Source organism: Flavobacterium sp. ACAM 123 (assembly GCF_000264055.1).
In the GTDB taxonomy this organism is placed as follows: domain Bacteria; phylum Bacteroidota; class Bacteroidia; order Flavobacteriales; family Flavobacteriaceae; genus Flavobacterium.
The window spans coordinates 1-18696 of the sequence record NZ_AJXL01000075.1 but is presented as its reverse complement, the minus strand read 5'-3'; the positions used below and the strand labels follow the sequence as shown (position 1 = coordinate 18696).

18 protein-coding genes and 1 pseudogene are annotated in these 18696 nt (G+C 36.3%); 12 read left to right on the top strand and 7 right to left on the bottom strand.

Annotated features, from left to right (window positions below; genetic code table 11):
- Positions 1–135 precede the first annotated feature (135 nt).
- Positions 136–309, top strand: a complete 174-nt coding sequence (locus A3SG_RS21655; RefSeq protein ID WP_157485464.1) for a hypothetical protein — start codon at positions 136–138, stop codon at positions 307–309.
- 129 nt (positions 310–438) lie between these two features.
- Here the strand turns inward: A3SG_RS21655 and A3SG_RS0113050 are convergent, their stop codons facing one another.
- From A3SG_RS0113050 to A3SG_RS0113030, 5 genes are all read right to left on the bottom strand, one after another.
- Positions 439–1686, bottom strand: a complete 1248-nt coding sequence (locus A3SG_RS0113050) for a protoporphyrinogen/coproporphyrinogen oxidase (RefSeq protein WP_016990467.1) — start codon at positions 1684–1686, stop codon at positions 439–441.
- Between the two features lie 159 nt (positions 1687–1845).
- Complete coding sequence (locus A3SG_RS0113045) at positions 1846–2244, bottom strand: hypothetical protein (protein ID WP_016990466.1); 399 nt, start codon at positions 2242–2244, stop codon at positions 1846–1848.
- A 30-nt stretch (positions 2245–2274) separates the two neighbouring features.
- Positions 2275–4146, bottom strand: a complete 1872-nt coding sequence (locus A3SG_RS0113040) for a M1 family metallopeptidase (protein WP_016990465.1) — start codon at positions 4144–4146, stop codon at positions 2275–2277.
- 61 nt (positions 4147–4207) lie between these two features.
- Positions 4208–5839: a S8 family peptidase gene (locus A3SG_RS0113035; protein ID WP_016990464.1), complete on the bottom strand. Its 1632-nt coding sequence runs from the start codon at positions 5837–5839 to the stop codon at positions 4208–4210.
- A gap of 75 nt (positions 5840–5914) precedes the next feature.
- Entirely contained in the window at positions 5915–6775 is an 861-nt protein-coding gene (locus A3SG_RS0113030; RefSeq protein ID WP_016990463.1) for an MBL fold metallo-hydrolase, read from the bottom strand.
- Between the two features lie 259 nt (positions 6776–7034).
- Between A3SG_RS0113030 and A3SG_RS0113020 the strand changes: the two genes are divergently transcribed.
- The 4 genes from A3SG_RS0113020 (at position 7035) to sufD (ending at position 11175) form a co-directional block, all read left to right on the top strand.
- A complete protein-coding gene (locus A3SG_RS0113020) occupies positions 7035–7364 on the top strand; it encodes a HesB/IscA family protein (protein ID WP_016990461.1) in 330 nt (109 codons plus the stop codon).
- A gap of 98 nt (positions 7365–7462) precedes the next feature.
- Positions 7463–8911 carry a Fe-S cluster assembly protein SufB gene (gene sufB, locus A3SG_RS0113015; protein WP_016990460.1) on the top strand — a complete coding sequence of 483 codons (1449 nt, stop codon included), beginning with the start codon at positions 7463–7465 and terminating at the stop codon, positions 8909–8911.
- Positions 8912–9033: 122 nt separating this feature from the next.
- Positions 9034–9786 carry a Fe-S cluster assembly ATPase SufC gene (gene sufC, locus A3SG_RS0113010; RefSeq protein ID WP_016990459.1) on the top strand — a complete coding sequence of 251 codons (753 nt, stop codon included), beginning with the start codon at positions 9034–9036 and terminating at the stop codon, positions 9784–9786.
- Between the two features lie 72 nt (positions 9787–9858).
- Positions 9859–11175, top strand: coding sequence for a Fe-S cluster assembly protein SufD (gene sufD, locus A3SG_RS0113005; RefSeq protein ID WP_016990458.1), 1317 nt, complete (start codon positions 9859–9861; stop codon positions 11173–11175).
- Positions 11176–11275: 100 nt separating this feature from the next.
- Here the strand turns inward: sufD and A3SG_RS0113000 are convergent, their stop codons facing one another.
- Positions 11276–12622 (bottom strand): serine hydrolase domain-containing protein, encoded by a 1347-nt coding sequence (locus A3SG_RS0113000; protein ID WP_016990457.1) that lies wholly within the window; start codon positions 12620–12622, stop codon positions 11276–11278.
- A 158-nt stretch (positions 12623–12780) separates the two neighbouring features.
- On the opposite strand from A3SG_RS0113000, the gene A3SG_RS0112995 reads away from it, so the two are divergent.
- The 7 genes from A3SG_RS0112995 (at position 12781) to A3SG_RS19865 (ending at position 18412) form a co-directional block, all read left to right on the top strand.
- Positions 12781–13995 (top strand): aminotransferase class V-fold PLP-dependent enzyme, encoded by a 1215-nt coding sequence (locus tag A3SG_RS0112995; RefSeq protein ID WP_016990456.1) that lies wholly within the window; start codon positions 12781–12783, stop codon positions 13993–13995.
- A gap of 11 nt (positions 13996–14006) precedes the next feature.
- Complete coding sequence (locus tag A3SG_RS0112990) at positions 14007–14450, top strand: hypothetical protein (RefSeq protein WP_016990455.1); 444 nt, start codon at positions 14007–14009, stop codon at positions 14448–14450.
- Complete coding sequence (locus A3SG_RS0112985) at positions 14440–14859, top strand: SufE family protein (protein WP_016990454.1); 420 nt, start codon at positions 14440–14442, stop codon at positions 14857–14859. The genes A3SG_RS0112990 and A3SG_RS0112985 overlap by 11 nt, the downstream gene beginning before the upstream one ends.
- 6 nt (positions 14860–14865) lie before the next feature.
- On the top strand, positions 14866–15189 hold the full coding sequence (locus tag A3SG_RS0112980) for an SUF system Fe-S cluster assembly protein (RefSeq protein WP_016990453.1): 324 nt from the start codon (positions 14866–14868) through the stop codon (positions 15187–15189).
- A gap of 1 nt (position 15190) precedes the next feature.
- On the top strand, positions 15191–17023 hold the full coding sequence (locus tag A3SG_RS0112975) for an ABC transporter ATP-binding protein (protein ID WP_016990452.1): 1833 nt from the start codon (positions 15191–15193) through the stop codon (positions 17021–17023).
- Positions 17024–17032: 9 nt separating this feature from the next.
- On the top strand, positions 17033–17542 hold the full coding sequence (locus tag A3SG_RS0112970) for a DUF2480 family protein (protein ID WP_016990451.1): 510 nt from the start codon (positions 17033–17035) through the stop codon (positions 17540–17542).
- 189 nt (positions 17543–17731) lie between these two features.
- Complete coding sequence (locus A3SG_RS19865) at positions 17732–18412, top strand: DUF3078 domain-containing protein (protein ID WP_232226374.1); 681 nt, start codon at positions 17732–17734, stop codon at positions 18410–18412.
- A gap of 101 nt (positions 18413–18513) precedes the next feature.
- On the opposite strand, the pseudogene A3SG_RS21650 reads toward A3SG_RS19865, so the two are convergent.
- Positions 18514–18672, bottom strand: a pseudogene (locus A3SG_RS21650) (GTPase HflX); the annotation flags it as partial.
- Between the last annotated feature and the right edge of the window lie 24 nt (positions 18673–18696).

The following is an 18696-nucleotide window of genomic DNA, read 5'->3' as shown; positions in this document are numbered from 1 at the left end:
AACTTACGTAATAGGGTGGGGGGGTAAGTTATTTTTTTATCATAACTATCTGGTTAAAATAAAGCTACTTTATTTGTGAAGCTTTTGCTAATCTAAAGAAAAATATTCTAAATAAAAACTACAAATGTTATCTTTTTGTTAATTTACACATTCAGATTACAACTATTATTGATAAAAAAAACAGACTTCCGTCAAAAAATAGCCGACAGCTGGCCTGCAAGTATTGATGATGATTTTGCCAGAAAAGACTGGAACTGGAAACATAAACATGATCTGGAAACGATGACAAAAGATATGCTGGAGCATTGAAAATAATCCAGAAAATCGATATTTTTCTTTTTTCTAAGTGTAGAACGAACAAAAAAACAGACGTCCCTTATGAAAAATCGGCGTCTGTTTTGTTAACGGTATTAAATAATTTGCTGAAGTATAATAATTTTAATGGTATTCTGCAACTATCAAATCAGCCACCAAACGCCCTGATTTCATCGCAGCGTTTATAGAACCGTTTAACAAATGATCGCCACAGCAATATAAATGATCATTGATTTTCATATCAGCAATTGTCAAATCGTCTTTAAGAACCGTGAGATTTGGCAGTGCGTATTTAACTTTATAGGTCTTCAAGTGCGACCATGCTTCCACTTGTTTTCCAAACCATGGTTGCAATTCGGTTTTGATTGCGTCTGCTAATTCCTGTTCGCCAAAATCTACAATCCCATTGCAGGATACTGAAATTAAAACTTTCCCTGCAGGCGCATAGGCGGCGCTGACGTTTGTCATTACGGTCAAATTGTTTATCACTTTTTTCTTTTCAGATGCGTTTAGAATTACAACTGCCTTGTTTGACGGTGAAATCGCAGTTTGAAAGTAGACATTAGTAACCGAACGATGTTGGGTTTCAACATTACTTTTTAATTTCGAAATAAGGTCATTCGCCTCCGTAGCAACTATAATGATATCTGATTTTATTTCATCACCCGAGCTAGTGATAATCGTGTTTTCACGAATGTCGACAACTTTTGTATGGTACAAAAAAGTATCGGCAGGCAATTGACTAGCTAATTGTTTTGGGATTTCTTCCATCCCTAATGCTGGAATCGCAGCGTCCCCTTCTGAAAACATTTTCATCACGAAATCAAACATCCTGTTAGGCGTTTCTAATTTGTTTTCGAGAAAAATTCCTGAGAAAAAAGGTTTGAAAAAGCGATTAATCATTTTCGAACTGAATCCATAATCTTTCAATTGCTCCAAACTAGGTTTTTGCTGCTGCAAAAAGATGCCTTTTATCGATTTCCTTATTAATTTTTGCTTCAATACAAAAGTATTGATTTTGTCTTTTAAGGAGCCTACTGGTGCAAAAACCGTAGCAAGTAAAGCGGATGGTCTTCGAAACGGATCTGCTATTTCAAATTGGCCACCGTCATACAACACAGTTGCTCCAGGTAAAAAAGTCTTGAGTTGTAACGCTTCATAATCTAAAAGCATTTTCGCTTCTGGATATGATGTCAGTAAAACCTGAAAACCGCGATCGAGTCTAAATCCATCGATAATATCTGTCTTTATTCGTCCACCTACCCTGTCGCTAGCTTCTATAATTTTTACAGAAAAACCTTTGCGATGCAAATGCAATCCTGCTGAAAGTCCCGAAATTCCTGCGCCAATAATCGTTATACTTAGTTTCATGTCTTTTTATAAAATCATTTGTTACAAATTTAGTGTTTCCTGTCGTCGCACACAATACGCTTTATTTCCTAAACACAAAAAAGGTCGCAAAATATAAATTTTACGACCTTTTGACTTTATACTAGAACACTTTCTACTAAAACATGAATTCGTTTGACATTACTCTAGAATTCCGTTTTCGGTAAACATTGCTCGCAGTTTGGTATATTCTGCTTCGGATTTCACATCTACTAAGTCACGGGTTTTTCCGTTTTTTAATTGTATAAAATATTTTGTTTTTCCTAAAAAACTGCGTTGATTTAGTGCTTTTATTTGATCAACTGGTATTTTTTCTCTTGTTGATTTTTTAAAAATAGCGTTGTAGAGAATGAAAATGGAAACCGCTCCTAATAGCAACCAGATTATCTTCATAAAACCAAAGCTCACTTTTACGTCTGATAGATTTAGAATCGCAGTCACCAGATTTAAACTCATCAGTAAGTTGATTAAAAAGGCATAGCTTTTAAGTCCATCCTTAATCTCAATCGATTTATTGGATTCGTTATAGTTAATGTTCATGAACTAAGACTTAGATTAAATACTCTAGTTTTATTGGGTATAAACGTTATTCCCTTGTTTCACATCAGCCATTAATCCGCTTGGGTCGATGGTGATTTTCTTGATTGTACTCTTTGATTTCCCAATTGTAAAATCATAGTTAGAAGCTGCCCAAGTCCAATCGCTTATAACGGTTCTTTTTACCTCAGGCATTGGGTTTTCTTTTTCATAATGCATCTGGCGCAACGGAATATAAAAGCTTTCCATGGTTCCGTCAGTATACTCTACTAATAAGTCAATAGGCATAGGCATTAGTCCGATTCTTTCTAAACTCACCGTGGTTTTATCACCGTTATCCGTTACTGCTTTGATACCGTAATCGATCGTGTTCAAAGTCTTTGTCCAGTCTACTAAATACCAATCTAAATTAGCTCCAGAAACACGTTCTGCTGACCTTTTTATGTCATTTGGCGTAGGGTGTTTGAATTTAAAATCATGGAAATACCTTTTGATGGTTTCCGCTAATTTATCCTTTCCAATTACATAGTTTAATTGTGACAAGAAGATACTTCCTTTTACATAAGAGGAAATACTGTACGGTCTGTTTTCATCATAACGGTCTCCGTGGGTAGTTTGTGGTTGCTCTTTCCCAGAATTCACTAAACTATAATACGCTCTATAATTTCCTTCTAAGGGGTTTGCCACTTTTTTGGCAGCAAATTCATTCTCTGCTAAATCTGAAACATAAGTTGTAAATCCTTCGTCCATCCAAGGGTGTTTTGATTCATTAGAAGCCAGAACATGTTGGAACCAAGAATGGGCTAATTCATGCGTCGCTGTTCCATAAATCCCTTCAAGTGTGCCGTTACCTAACATCAAAGTACTCATGGCATATTCCATTCCGCCATCTCCACCTTGTATAAAGGAATATTGTTTGTATGGATAATCTCCAATATTTTTATTGAAAAAATCCATTACATTAACCATCATAGGCTGTAATTTCTTCCAATTTTCAATAGTTCTTGGCTCATTTTTGTAAAGGAAATGTAGGTCAACATCATTGGGTCCTTTTACGATATCGTGCATGTAGTTTTTGTCAGCAGCCCAAGCAAAATCATGAACCATTGGCGCTACAAAATGCCAAGTCAACATTTTCATTTTCTTGGGATAGTTTACGTTAACACCCGCCTCTTCGTACCCGTGTCCAATTTCATTTTGGTTTTGTAAATAACCGGTACCTCCCAAAGTATATTCTTTCTCAATCGTGATATTTACATCAAAATCACCCCAAACGCCGTGAAATTCTCTAGCGATATATGGATCAGCATGCCAACCCTCAAAATCAAATTCAGCCATTTTAGGATACCATTGCGTCATGGACAATGCAACTCCCTCCGAATTATTTCTACCAGAACGACGAATTTGTACTGGAACTTGTCCGTCAAAATCTAAGGTGAAAGTAGTTTTAGTATTCGGTAATATTGGTTGTGCCAAAGTAACTTCAAGTATTGTTCCTACTGTTTTTGCTTCGGCGGCAACGCCGTCTTGCTTAAAATTAGAAATTTTTAAATACCCGATTTCGTCTGGCTTTAAGCCTTCGATACGACTCACCTTAACCTCTTTACCGTCTACTTTTACTTTGTTTACCATTCTCCCATCAGGATCTTTGATGCTGTGAAGTCTAGCATCCATCTCGCTTCCGGGCTGGAATGCATTATTAAACAAATGATAATATACTTTTTTTAAGGTGTCAGATGAATTGTTGCTATAGACTAATTCCTGCTTTCCTTTGTATTGGTAGTTTTTGATATCCATGGTAACGTCCATTTTATAATCGACGTGTTGCTGCCAATAGGTGGAGCTTTGCGCGACAAGTGAACCAAAATTAAGTGTGACAAGCGCTAATAAAATAAGTTTTCTCATGGTATTTAAATAAAAAAATGGAAGGACAGCTGTCCTTCCATTGGATTTGTAACTGTACTATTTATTTTCTTGACATTTTATCTGCCATTAACAAAGCGTTGTATGCGTTTACTATTTTTCCTGATTTAGACAAAGTAGTAAAGGAACGGCTGTCTTTTGGGTTTCCTGCCACCACAACAGATTCAGTAATCGCCACACCTGAATCCATCAAAATGTGTTTTACTTGCGAAGCACTTAATGTTGGGTAGTAAGAACGAATTATAGCAGCAACTCCAGCAACATTTGGTGATGCCATCGAAGTTCCCTGTAAATATTTGAAAGTATCATTTGGTGTTGTTGCATAAATTTTTACGCCAGGGGCAAAAACATCAACGTTTACTTTCCCAATATTAGAGAAACGCGCCACTACTTTATCACCATACTCAAAGTTCAAAGCACCAATAGTTAGCATATTATCTGCGTATTCTGTTTTTTTATCATCAGAATCGTTAGGAAAATTTTCATTACTATCAATATCTTTACCATCATTTCCTGCAGCGTGTACGATTAACACGTCTTTCTTCTCCGCATATTTGATCGCATCATATACCCATTCCCTGTGAGGAGAAAAGCTTTTTCCAAAACTACCGTTGATTACTTTTGCTCCGTTATCAACTGCATAACGAATTCCAAGTGCGATATCTTTATCATATTCATCTCCATCTGGTACCGCACGAACGGTTAAAATCTCAACATTGTTTGCAATCCCGTCTCCGCCAATATTGTTATTTCTAACCTGAGCAACGATTCCTGCAACGTGCGTTCCATGAAGAATTCCTTCCTTATCCGGATCCGGGCCCATTACATTATTGTTTCCGTATTTTGTATCGGTGATATCGTTTGGGTTGTCACCCACTACTTTTCTATAATCTTGTTTTAAATTATCTCCATTAAGAAGAGCAGTCATTCCGTCAATATCTCCTTGAATTGCTTTTTCTAAATCAACAACGCTCATGCCATAAGATAGCATTCTCTGCATTGTTGCTTTGCTTTCTAAAATTACGGTGTCTTTTGAATCAATTGTATTTACTTCATCGATGGTATATACACCCTTGGATAAATGCTTTTCTATGACTGCATCTGCGCTCGACGTTAAAGTTAAAAGTCCCTCTAAACGAGTTTTTCCTGCTTTGGCTTGGGCTATTTTGTCATCATTAATTTTCTTAGCTTCCTGATACGTTACCTCATCCACTAAAGTTTTGTCTTTGATGATTCTTTCGTATTCTAAATTTTCTTTAGTGATATCTCCTAGAAAATTCCAACCGTGAATGTCATCAACATAACCGTTATTGTCATCATCAATCCCGTTACCCGCAATTTCTTTTGAGTTGGTCCAGATTACCGATTTTAAATCTTCATGTTCGATATCAACACCTGAATCTACAATTCCAACGATTACTTTTACTCCCTTTTTATCTTTTAGAAGTTCTGAATATGCTCTGTCAACACTCATTCCGGGAATCGTATCATTTACGATGTCCAAATGACTCCAACGTTCCAATTCATTTTCTTTTAAAGGGGCTACTTTTTTAATATTTAAAGGGGCGCTTATTAAGGCTACCGAACTAAAGCTTGAAACTTGTTTTTGAGCTCCACATCCAGCCAAAACCAAAACGGCAAAGGCAGAAAGGCAAATGGGTTTAATGCTATTCATTTATTATTTTATTTATTAAGTTGTAAATATTGGTCTAAAATACTTGATTTTGTTACAGTATAAAAACGATTAACACTACCTTAAGATTTCGTCCGCTTTAAAAACTTCCTTCAATCGCACTCCTTTTTCGGTATGTTGCACGGTAACGATCTCGTTGTACGCATCATGTTCCAGGAACAAATAGTACTCATTGTCTGCTGCGGTAGTAAGGAATTTAGTTTTCTCCGGCATGGTCAACAAAGGTCTTGTATCGTATCCCATGACGTAGGGGATTGGGATGTGTCCGGCTGTTGCCAATAAATCCGCCATAAAAACAATAGTCCTACCATTGTATTGAATGTGCGGAATCATCTGCTTTTCAGTGTGCCCGTCAGCAAAGAAAATCCCAAACCCCAGTTCTGATTGCTCTAGGAAGTCCCCTTCGGATCTTTTGATAAAATTAAGTTGTCCGCTTTCTTGCATCGGCATAATGTTTTCAGACAAAAAAGAAGCCTTCTCTCTCGGATTGGGTTTTGTCGCCCATTGCCAGTGACTTTCATTGCTCCAGAATTTGGCATTTTTGAAAGCAGGTTCGTATCCTGTTTTGTTTTTGTTCCATTGTACACTTCCACCACAATGGTCAAAATGCAAATGCGTCATAAAAACATCCGTCACATCATCACGACTAAAACCATGTTTTGCCAGCGATTTATCCATGGAGTGCGTCCCCCACAAGGAATAATAACCAAAAAACTTCTCTGATTGCTTATCACCCATTCCGGTGTCGATTAAGATTAATCTGTTGCCCTCTTCAATAAGCAGGCATCTTGCTGCTATATCGATCAAATTATTAGCATCGGCAGGATTGGTACGGCTCCAAATTGTCTTTGGTACAACACCAAACATTGCGCCGCCATCTAATTTAAAATTGCCAGTTTCTATGGAATATAGTTTCATTTTTTTGAGTTAAAAGATTAAAAAAATGAAGAAGTAAAAGATTCCATTTCGATTGTCTTATCCTGTAACAAATAAGAAAGCTCCCTTTGAATCTCCGCATTTTTCATAATGAGATTGCAATTTATGAAAATTGATCTGCTTTAAATCAAATTGCATAGACTTTTTCTATTTTACGATTAGTTATAAAAATGTTATCAATTATGGAAAAAGGTTTTTAAATAGTATCTTTGTCTTTAATTTAGACAAAATCAATATAACAATGATACAGGTTTCAGATACTGCCAAAAAGAAAATCGTCGATTTGATGAGTGAGGACGGTTTTGACGCTGCTACAGACTACGTTAGAGTTGGCGTAAAAAGTGGCGGATGTTCTGGTTTGTCTTATGATTTGAAATTTGACAAAGCCAAAAGCGAAGACGATAAAATATTCATAGACAACGAAATAACAATTGCTGTAGAAAAAAAATCTTTCCTCTACCTAGCCGGAACAATATTAGAATTCTCTGGTGGAATAAACGGAAAAGGATTTATCTTCAACAACCCAAATGCAAATAGAACGTGCGGATGTGGAGAGAGTTTCTCTCTTTAAAACTAAAACTTTTGAATCCACGATTAACTTCTATTTAGATAAAATAATAAAATTTAATTTTTCAATTTTTGAATCGTTAAGTTTTTCAATTTAAAAATATGTCAAAATACACAGAAGACGATTTAAAAATCGAACTCGAAACTAAAGAATATAAGTACGGTTTTTACACCGAACTAGAAGCGGATACCTTTCCTATTGGCCTGAACGAAGATATTGTTCGTGCTATTTCGACGAGAAAAGAGGAACCAGAATGGATGACTAACTGGCGTCTTGAGTCTTTTCGTGCTTGGCAGGAAATGACAGAACCAGAATGGGCTAATGTTCATTATCCAAAACCTGACTTTCAGGCGATCTCCTATTATTCAGCACCAAAAGCGGTTGACCCTAATAAAACATTAGATGATGTCGACCCAGAGCTTTTAGAAATGTATAAAAAATTAGGCATCTCTGTTGACGAACAAAAGATGATGAATAATGTCGCTATGGATATCGTAGTCGATTCCGTTTCAGTCGCAACGACATTCAAAAAGTCGCTAGGGGAGAAAGGAATCATTTTTATGAGTATTTCTGAAGCGATTAAAGAGCATCCAGAATTAGTTCGTAAATATTTAGGAACAGTTATTCCACAAAAAGATAATTTTTATGCCGCATTGAATTCAGCCGTATTCTCTGATGGATCATTCTGTTATATTCCAAAAGGTGTTCGCTGTCCAATGGAACTTTCTACTTACTTTAGAATTAACCAAGCCGGAACAGGACAGTTTGAAAGAACTTTATTAATTGCCGATGAAGGAAGTTACGTAAGTTACCTTGAAGGTTGCACCGCGCCGAGTCGTGACGAAAACCAACTGCATGCCGCAGTAGTGGAACTAGTCGCCTTAGACGATGCCGAAATCAAGTATTCTACCGTACAAAACTGGTATCCCGGAAATAAAGAAGGTAAAGGTGGAGTTTTCAATTTTGTAACTAAAAGAGGAATCTGTGAGAAAAACGCAAAAATCTCTTGGACACAAGTAGAGACTGGTTCTGCCGTAACCTGGAAATACCCTTCTGTAGTGCTTAAAGGAGACAATTCAGTGGGAGAATTTTATTCGATTGCTGTTACTAATAATTTCCAACAGGCGGACACCGGAACAAAAATGGTTCATTTAGGAAAAAATACTTCATCGACCATTATTTCTAAAGGAATTTCAGCCGGACAGTCTCAAAATAGTTATCGTGGTTTAGTGAGAATTTCACCAAATGCCGATAACGCTAGAAATTTTTCGCAATGCGACTCCTTATTAATGGGTAACAACTGTGGAGCACATACTTTCCCTTACATCGAAAGCAAAAATCCATCTGCAAAAATTGAACATGAGGCCACAACAAGTAAAATTGGTGAAGATCAGGTTTTCTATTGCAATCAACGTGGAATCCCAACCGAGAAGGCAATCGCTTTGATCGTGAATGGTTTTAGTAAAGATGTATTGAATAAGTTACCGATGGAGTTTGCTGTGGAAGCACAGAAATTATTGGAAATTTCTCTTGAAGGTTCGGTAGGTTAAAGTCACCTAATCTTCGAGTGGAAAATAGAAAAACAAACAGTAGAATAAAAACAATATAGTTTAAGAAATAAGGTGCCGATAACAACGGAACGTTAAATTTTAAAATTAAAAAAAAGAAACTAATGTTAAGCATAAAAAATCTACACGCCTCAGTTGGAGGTAAAGAAATATTAAAAGGAATCAATCTTGACGTGAAAGCAGGAGAAATTCATGCAATAATGGGACCAAACGGTGCCGGAAAAAGTACGCTTGCGTCAATCATTGCAGGAAATGAAACCTATGAAGTAACCGAAGGTGAAATCATTTTAGAAGGAGAAGATCTTCGCGAATTAGCTCCTGAAGAAAGAGCGCACAAAGGAGTGTTTCTTTCATTTCAATATCCGGTAGAAATTCCTGGAGTTTCAGTAACTAATTTCATCCGATCTGCCATTAACGAAACTCGTAAAGCAAACGGTGAAGAGGACATGCCAGCGAACGAAATGCTAAAAACGATTCGTGAAAAATCAGAATTACTAGAAATCGACAGAAAATTTTTGTCTCGCTCCCTAAACGAAGGTTTTTCAGGTGGAGAAAAAAAACGTAATGAGATTTTTCAAATGGCTATGTTAGAGCCAAAATTAGCGATTCTTGATGAAACAGATTCTGGTTTAGATATTGATGCACTTAGAATTGTTTCCAATGGAGTAAACAAACTAAAAAATGATAAAAACGCAATCATTGTTATTACGCACTACCAAAGATTATTAGATCATATCGTTCCTGATTTTGTACACGTCCTTTATGATGGAAAAATCGTAAAAACAGGTGGTGCATCGTTAGCTCATGAACTCGAAGAAAAAGGATACGACTGGATCAAAATAGAACAAGAAGCATAAATTAGTTAACAGTTTTCAGTTATCCGTTTTCAAAACTTATAACTCATAGCTCATAACTTATAACTAAACAAAATGGATTTAAAAGAAAAATTACTATCGTCTTTTATGGCTTTTGAAGAGCGAATCGACGTTCATACAGAACTTTATGATGTACGCACCGCTGCAATAAAAAACTTTGAAAATAAGGGATTCCCAACAAAAAAAGACGAGGCCTGGAAATACACTTCGCTAAATGCACTCTTAAAAAATGACTTTACTGTCTTTCCAAAGCACGAAAGCGCTGTTGAGTTTAGCCAAGTAAGAAAATATTTTCTACATGAAGTAGACACTTACAAAGTAGTATTTGTTGACGGGGTTTTCAGTTCCTACTTGTCTTCTACAACGCACGAAGGGATCGATGTTTGTTTAATGTCTTCAGCATTAAACAAACCTAAATACAAAATGATTATTGACCAGTACTACAATCAAATCGCCAACAAGGAAGAAAGTTTAACTTCGTTGAATACAGCTTTTGCTATTGAAGGAGTTTATATTAACATACCTAAAAGCAAAGTCGCTGACAGGCCTGTTGAAATCATGTATTTCTCAACTGGAAATGAAGCAGCGCTTATGGTACAGCCAAGGAATTTGGTGATTGTAGGTGAAAATTCACATGTCCAAATTATTGAACGCCACCAAAGCTTAAATGAAAATCCGGTATTGACTAATTCAGTTACCGAAATTTTTGCTCAAAAACGAGCTATCGTGGATTATTATAAGATTCAAAATGACAATCTAACTGCAAACTTGATTGACAATACCTATGTGTCTCAACAGCAAGAAAGCAGCGTTGCAGTGAATACTTTTTCTTTTGGAGGAAAACTAATCAGAAACAACTTGAATTTCTACCATTTTGGAGAAAGAATAGTAAGTTACCTGAACGGAATTACAATTATTGGGGAGAAGCAGCACGTGGACCATTATACCTTAGTACAGCACGCTACTCCGAATTGTGAAAGTCACCAAGATTATAAAGGAATCTTTTCTGACCGTTCGACCGGTGTTTTCAACGGAAAAATTTACGTAGAAAAAGAAGCCCAAAAAACAAACGCATTTCAAAAAAACAATAACGTCTTGTTGAGTGATAAAGCGACTATAAACGCAAAGCCACAACTAGAGATTTTTGCGGATGATGTAAAATGCTCACACGGTTGCACAATAGGACAATTAGACGAAAGCGCTATGTTCTACATGCGTCAACGTGGAATTCCAGAAAAAGAAGCAAAAGCTTTATTGATGTACGCCTTCTCGAATGCCATCATCGAAAGCATCAAGATACCTGAATTAAAACAAAGAATTACCAAAATTATCGCTAAAAAATTAGGCGTTAAAATTGGGTTTGATTTGTAGTTTTTAACCGCAAAGGAAAATAAGGAATATGAAAAGGGCGCAGAGTTTTACTAAACTTTGCGCCCTTTGTGCTTTTACTTCCCGTACTTTGCGGTTAAATTTACTCCTTCAAACTACCAATCACTCCTTTCAAAAATCCATTAAAATCGAACTCTGGGTTTTCTTTTAAGCCCATGCGCACGATAACCACATCCAGTGATGGAATAATCGCTACCATCTGCCCTTGAAAACCACTGCAATAAAACATATCTCTTGGGGCATCTGGGAATTTCCCGCCCGCATTTAACCAAAACTGCCCTCCATAAGCACCTTCGGAAGTAGCAGTGGGAGTAGCCACGTATTTTACCCAACTTTCATCCAGAATTTGTTCCCCGTTCCAGTTTCCTTTGTGCAAGTACAACAAACCAAATTTTGACCAATCGCGCGTAGTTGCCCAGCCATAAGAAGAACCAACATAATTACCAGCCATATCTGTTTCGATTACCATAGAATTCATGCCAATTTTATCAATCAAAGCCGAATACCAGAAATCTAAGTATTCCTGATGTGTGCTAAACTGGTTTCTTAAAATGTACGACAGTAAATTCGTCGTTCCCGAAGAATAGTTCCAATGAGTATTGGGCGCAAAAGCAGCTGGCTTTTCTAATTGTATCCTTCCCATATTCCTAGACTGAAATAACATCGTTGTCGCATCACAAATCGTACTGTAATCCTCTTCCCATTCCAGTCCGGAATTCATATGAAGCAAATCGTTTGTGCTAATGTTTTTACGCTTGTCTGTACTCCACTCGGGTATCGGCGCCGGTTTATAAATATCATATTTTCCCTGCTTTTCCAGTATTCCAAAAATAGTAGCCGTAATACTTTTGGTCATCGACCAACCTAGGATTTCACTGTTTTTATCAAAGCCAGTACCGTATTTCTCCGCAATGATTCGGTCTTTATGTATCACAATAACGGAACGCGTTCTTTTATCTTTTTTTTCTCCCGTATCAAAAGCATTGGCTACAGCCGCATTAAGTTTCACGTAATCAACCGTGCTAAAAAGAGTGTCTTTAGGCTCCTGACTACCGTAAGGAAAAGGAAGCTGAGAAACAGTTTTAGTTCTTTTGGGGACCTCATACGGAGCAGTTTCATCAAAATTAGGATCTACCAACATGGCTCCCAGACCTTCGCGATAAATCGCTTTTCGTTCTTGCAGTCCGTAAACAGAAGCTGTTGCAAATTGTCCTTTTTCAATAATTGTGTTTGTCGCCAAGTCGAGCAAATTAATATCGTTGTCTCCTTTTTCAATCATTTCCTTTGAACGCTGATCGATAAAATGTCCCGAAGCAATACTTTTGGCTGAAAAGCCCGAAATCAAATCCAATTTCGGATACGTTATAAATCCGTAATAAAAAAGACCTATAAAAGAGGCTAAACCAACGACTTTGAATAATTTTTTCATTTGACACTATTTTATTGCAATTTAGTAAATTATATCTTTACTGCTACTATACTATATCTCTATGAACGTATAGGAAACAAACATAAAAAACGACGATTTAGCCGCAAAAACAATTTGTATTTCAGTACTTTTGTATCAATAAATTATTCTAAATAATTATGCTAGATATTCAAAAAATAAGAGCCGATTTCCCCATCCTTTCACAAAAAGTAAATGGAAAACCTTTAGTTTATTTCGACAACGGTGCCACATCTCAAAAACCACAAATTGTGATTGATGCTATTTCAAAATACTACCAGGAAATTAATGCAAACATTCATCGCGGAGTACACACATTGAGCCAACTGGCTACCGATGCGTATGAGATTTCACGTGGTAAGATTCAGAACCACATCAATGCCAAATTTTCTCATGAAGTACTATTTACTTCTGGAACTACTTTTGGAATTAATTTAGTCGCAAACGGATTCACTTCTATTTTAAAACCTGGTGATGAGGTGTTAATTTCAGCAATGGAGCACCATAGTAATATTGTGCCATGGCAAATGCTTTGTGAAAGAACAGGTGCCGTACTGAAAGTCATTCCTATGAATCAAGAAGGGGAACTAATCATGGCTGAATACGACAAGTTACTTTCAGAAAAAACTAAAATTGTTGCAGTGATTCATATTTCTAATGCACTTGGTACAATTAACCCAGTCAAGTACATAACTAATCAAGCACATACCTATGGAGCAGCTGTTTTAATTGATGGAGCCCAAGCCGTTCCCCACTTAAAACCCAATATGCAGGAGTTAGATTGTGATTTCTATGTTTTTTCAGGACATAAAATATGTGGTCCCACTGGTATAGGAATTTTATACGGAAAAGAAGATTGGTTGAATAAATTACCTGCTTACCAAGGCGGTGGAGAAATGATTAAAGACGTGTCTTTTGAGAAAACCACTTATGCTGGACTTCCCCATAAATTTGAAGCAGGAACGCCCAATGTTGCTGGTGGAATCGTTTTAGGTACTGCAGTGGATTATATGAACGAAGTTGGTTTTGAAAACATTCAAAAACAAGAACTTGAATTGTTAGACTATGGAACCAAACGCTTGTTAGAAATTGAAGGTTTGAAAATTTTTGGTACAGCAAAAGAAAAAACCTCCGTAATTTCATTTAACATTGAAGGAATTCATCCTTATGACATAGGTACCATAATTGACAAATTAGGAATAGCGGTTAGAACTGGGCACCATTGCGCACAACCGATTATGACTTTTTTCGATATTCCAGGAACAATACGAGCTTCCTTTTCTTTTTACAATACTAAAGAAGAGATTGACGTTATGGTTGAAGCGTTAAAAAGAGCAACGGTAATGTTATCTTAACAATTTAAAACATGAAAATCCTATCTTTATTATTATTGACTATATTTCTTGGAAAGAGCTGTGAGGGACAAAACAAGCAAGATTTAGAATCTGCTGTTGTTGAATACACCGCAAATACAAGAGGGTTTTACCAAAAAATAACGGTTCAAAATCAAACTGTCAAAATTTCAAAAGATAGAAGTGGAAACGATGAGGCCGCAGCTACAAAGATAACTAGCGAGGATTGGGAAGATTTAGTGCGTTATTTCCATAAAATAGAATTAGACAGCCTACCAAAACTAAAAGCACCTACCGAAAAACGTTTTTATGACGGAGCGCCAATTGCTAATTTTAAAATTACGTTTCAAGATAAAACCTATGAAACTCCCAGTTTTGATCATGGTTTTCCACCAAAAGAGATTAAAAAATTCGTAAATAAAATAAATTCATTTGCAGAACACAATGATGAAAATTAAAGAGATACAAAACGAAATAGTAGACGAATTCTCCATGTTTGATGATTGGATGGAGCGCTATGAATACATCATCCAACTAGGTAAAAACCTTCCGTTGATTAAAGAAGAGTTCAAAACAGACAATAATGTCATTAAAGGCTGCCAGTCGAAAGTATGGTTACAGGGAGAAAAAGAGGAAGACAAAATAGTCTTTACCGCAGACAGCGACGCTATTTTGACTAAGGGAATTATAGCAATTTTAATTCGTACTTTCTCCAATCAAACTGCTTCGGCTATTCTCGAAGCCGACATGAATTTTATAGACGAAATTGGCTTGAAAGAGCATTTATCACCAACGCGTGCTAACGGACTCGTCTCAATGATTAAAAATATTAAAATGTATGCATTGGCATACGACTCACAAAAATAAAAAATTATGGAACAAGAAATAGATACTAACGCATTAGGAGAAGCGATCGTAAAAAAATTAAAAACAATTTACGACCCTGAAATCCCTGTGGACATTTATGAATTAGGATTAATCTATGATGTAATGGTGAATACCGATTATGAAGTAAAAATCTTGATGACACTAACCTCCCCTAATTGCCCCGTTGCAGAAAGTTTACCAAGAGAAGTAGAAGATAAAGTAAAAACAGTTGAGCATGTAAAAGATGCTGAAGTAGAGATTACTTTTGATCCACCATGGAGCAAAGACTTAATGAGTGAAGAAGCAAAATTAGAATTAGGAATGCTATAAAATGGCACGCAGGCAACCCAAATCGTTAAACGATCAAAAAATTGGATTAAAATCGTCTCTTGATTCGCTTTTCTTAATTCCCCGGTTTTTCAAAGAAATTTGGCGAACTAACAAATCGTTATTCTTGACATCTGCTTTGTGTAGAATCGTTGCGGCTTTGTTACCGGTTGCGATTTTATGGGTTGGAAAACTTATTTTTGATGCTATCATCCAAATTACAACACATGGAGAAAAGGATTATTCTGAACTTTGGCAATCAGTAGTAATTGAATTTATTCTGGTAGTATTATCGGATTTGGTAGGTCGTGCAATCTCACTTACGGATGGAATTCTTGGAGATCAGTACAACATCAATAGTTCGATTAAAATCATTAGAAAGACCAATGAAATTGATATAAGTTTACTTGAAAATTCTGAATTTTACGACAAGCTTGACCGAGCAAGAACGCAAACGGCAGGTCGTGTTGATTTAATGTCGAATGTGTTAGGTCAGGCTCAAACTACTATTTCTATATTTTCACTGGTGGTAGGACTCATTTATTTTGAGCCTTATTTAATTATCTTATTAGTTTTAAGCATTTTTCCCTCTTTTATAAATGAAGTCCGTTTCAGTCAACAACAATATTCGCTGGCCCGAAGCTGGACTTCCGAAAGAAGAGAATTGGATTACCTTAGATTTATTGGTGCTAATGACAAAACGGCTAAGGAAATTAAGCTTTTTGGTTTAACTAGTTTTCTGGTGGAAAGATTTGAAACCCTTGCAACGCGCTATTTCAAATTAAATAAATCGCTTGTTGTAAAACGTTCCAGTTATGGGTTCTTATTTAATGTTTTAGGATCGATCAGTTACTATGCCGCTTATGTTTTTATAATTTATAAGGTTCTTTCGGGCGGAATTTCATTGGGAGAATTAACTTTTTTATCCGGGAGTTTCAATCGATTAATGAGTAGTCTGCGCGATTTTTTTTCGAAATTTACACGAATATCAGAGAGTGCTTTGTACCTCAAAGATTATTTTGATTTTATCGACATTTCGACAGAATATAAAAGTAAAAACGAGGTTCCGATGCCAGAAAAAATCAAAATCGGATTTGAATTCAAAAACGTTTACTTTGCTTATCCTGAAAGTGATAATCAAATATTAAACGATGTAAGTTTTACCATCAAAGCAGGAGAAAAAATAGCATTTGTTGGGCAAAATGGTGCAGGAAAAACGACACTTACTAAATTACTGCTTCGATTTTACGAGCCTACATCAGGTGAAATTTTGCTAGACGGCATTAATATCAACCAATATAATAAGGCCAATTATCAGGAGTATTTTGGGGTCCTTTTTCAGGATTTTTTCAGATATGAATTTTCCGTAAAAGAAAATATTGCTATCGGCAAGATTGATGAGATTAACAATAATGAACGCATTTTGAAAGCGGCTGAATTAAGTCTAGCCGATGAAGTTGTTGCTGAATTAAAGTATGGTTACGAGCAACAACTAGGAAAACGATTTGCTAAAGGCCAAGAGCTTTCCGGCGGACAGTGGCAAAAAATTGCATTGGGAAGGGCTTACATGAAAAACGCTGAAGTAATGATTTTAGACGAGCCCACATCGGCGCTAGATGCCAAAGCCGAAAGCGAAGTTTTTGAACGGTTTATAGGATTAATTAAGGACAAAACTAGTGTGATCATCTCTCATCGATTTAGCACCGTGAGACAGGCCGATCGCATTGTTGTCCTACAAGAAGGTCAGATCCTAGAGTCAGGAACGCATCAGGAATTAATGAAGAATAATCAATTATATGCCCAACTGTTTACATTGCAGGCTGAGGGCTATCTATAAAATAAAAGTATGGAAGATGAAATCATAAATAAAGTCGCCACAAGTAAACTCGAAGTATTCGATTTAGAAGATCATTACCCGAAAGGTATTCGGTCTCAGGTCGATATTTCACAATGGCTGCTAGAAGGCTTTCTTTTGAAAGAAAAAGAGTTTAGAGAACACCTTAAAAATCACGATTGGACGCAGTACCAGAATCAATTTGTGGCCATAAATTGCAGTACTGATGCGATAGTTCCAGCGTGGGCTTCCATATTAGTTGCAATCCAACTTGCCCCTTTCGCTACTAAGATAGTAGATGGAAACATAGATGATTTAAATGCGGCCTTGTATGAAGAATTACTGGCTAAGGTTGACTTTTCCGCATATGTTAATAAATCGATTATCATAAAAGGCTGTTCGCAAAAGCCCGTGCCTACACGTGCTTACGTTTTGGCAGCACAATATCTACAACCCTATGCCCGTAGCATTATGTATGGCGAAGCTTGCTCTGCCGTTCCGTTATACAAAGCAAAAAAATAGAATGAATTAAAAACACCGAGATATGAAAAAGTCGCTACTATCTTTTGTTTTTATTGAGCTATGTTTATTGGAAATGCCTAGAAAACACAAATAGACACGGCTAACCTATAAATAAAATAAGGTAATCTTTCTCTACTTTTCAACCAATCTGCCTACAACAAACAGTGGCTAGGCGGTGGAACATCAAACATAGCAGAAAATTTTGGTATTAACTACGACTTTAATTATAAGAAAGGAGACGTGGTTTGGGAAAATAAATTTATTCTCGCTTACGGTTTAAGTAAAATTAAAGGCGACAATAGAACAGCCAAAACAGATGATCGCGTAGAATTAAACTCCCTTTGGGGTAAAAAAGCAAGCGGTGACTGGTACTATTTGATGTTTTTTAATTTCAAAAGCCAGATGGACACTGGTTTTGATAAAAACATGGTGAAAATATCCCGTTTTTTCTCTCCGGCTTATTTCCAATTGGGACCTGGGATACTATGGAAAAAAAGCAATAACCTGAGTGTGAATTTTTCTCCCGCTACGTTAAAACTAATCTTGGTACACAATCACTTTACTGATTTTGGTCCGTCATTTGGCGTTTTACAAGGGGACAGCTTCCGATTTGAATTTGGAGCCAGTATTACAACGTACTATAAGTTCAATTTAATGGCAAATGTATCTATAGAGAATCGCTTAAATCTATATTCCAACTATCTAGACAGCCCACAAAATGTGGATATCGATTACCAAATGAATGTGGTGATGAGAATCAACAAATACTTGACGGCAAATATTGCATTACAAACCATCTACGATGACAATTCAGTGCAAGCAGTTCAAGTAAGGGAAATATTTGGACTTGGTGTTAATTATGGTTTTTAAAATTAAGATACTATTACAGCGATTAACACCTATAAGAAATCGCTTTTGAAAATTATTCAAAAGGGATTTTTTATTTTATACTACTCTATATTTTAGAAAACTTATTCCTTTTCTTCTTTCTCTACCGCATCTTTATAATCAGGATATAAAAACTTATTGTGAGGAAAACGGGGAATATGAATTTGTCTTACGACTTCGTAAAGACGTTCTCTTAATTCTTCAAAATTTTCTTTGTTTGTCGCCGAAATAAACAAGGCATTTTGTAAATGAATAAAAAATCAATG

Excerpts from the sequence above, each read along its gene's own strand:
- A3SG_RS0113050 (WP_016990467.1), bottom strand. The coding sequence starts at position 1,686 with ATGAAACTAAGTATAACGATTATTGGCGCAGGAATTTCGGGACTTTCA.
- A3SG_RS0113045 (WP_016990466.1), bottom strand. The coding sequence starts at position 2,244 with ATGAACATTAACTATAACGAATCCAATAAATCGATTGAGATTAAGGAT.
- A3SG_RS0113040 (WP_016990465.1), bottom strand. The coding sequence starts at position 4,146 with ATGAGAAAACTTATTTTATTAGCGCTTGTCACACTTAATTTTGGTTCA.
- A3SG_RS0113035 (WP_016990464.1), bottom strand. The coding sequence starts at position 5,839 with ATGAATAGCATTAAACCCATTTGCCTTTCTGCCTTTGCCGTTTTGGTT.
- A3SG_RS0113030 (WP_016990463.1), bottom strand. The coding sequence starts at position 6,775 with ATGAAACTATATTCCATAGAAACTGGCAATTTTAAATTAGATGGCGGC.
- A3SG_RS0113020 (WP_016990461.1), top strand. The coding sequence starts at position 7,035 with ATGATACAGGTTTCAGATACTGCCAAAAAGAAAATCGTCGATTTGATG.
- sufB (WP_016990460.1), top strand. The coding sequence starts at position 7,463 with ATGTCAAAATACACAGAAGACGATTTAAAAATCGAACTCGAAACTAAA.
- sufC (WP_016990459.1), top strand. The coding sequence starts at position 9,034 with ATGTTAAGCATAAAAAATCTACACGCCTCAGTTGGAGGTAAAGAAATA.
- sufD (WP_016990458.1), top strand. The coding sequence starts at position 9,859 with ATGGATTTAAAAGAAAAATTACTATCGTCTTTTATGGCTTTTGAAGAG.
- A3SG_RS0113000 (WP_016990457.1), bottom strand. The coding sequence starts at position 12,622 with ATGAAAAAATTATTCAAAGTCGTTGGTTTAGCCTCTTTTATAGGTCTT.
- A3SG_RS0112995 (WP_016990456.1), top strand. The coding sequence starts at position 12,781 with ATGCTAGATATTCAAAAAATAAGAGCCGATTTCCCCATCCTTTCACAA.
- A3SG_RS0112990 (WP_016990455.1), top strand. The coding sequence starts at position 14,007 with ATGAAAATCCTATCTTTATTATTATTGACTATATTTCTTGGAAAGAGC.
- A3SG_RS0112985 (WP_016990454.1), top strand. The coding sequence starts at position 14,440 with ATGAAAATTAAAGAGATACAAAACGAAATAGTAGACGAATTCTCCATG.
- A3SG_RS0112980 (WP_016990453.1), top strand. The coding sequence starts at position 14,866 with ATGGAACAAGAAATAGATACTAACGCATTAGGAGAAGCGATCGTAAAA.
- A3SG_RS0112975 (WP_016990452.1), top strand. The coding sequence starts at position 15,191 with ATGGCACGCAGGCAACCCAAATCGTTAAACGATCAAAAAATTGGATTA.
- A3SG_RS0112970 (WP_016990451.1), top strand. The coding sequence starts at position 17,033 with ATGGAAGATGAAATCATAAATAAAGTCGCCACAAGTAAACTCGAAGTA.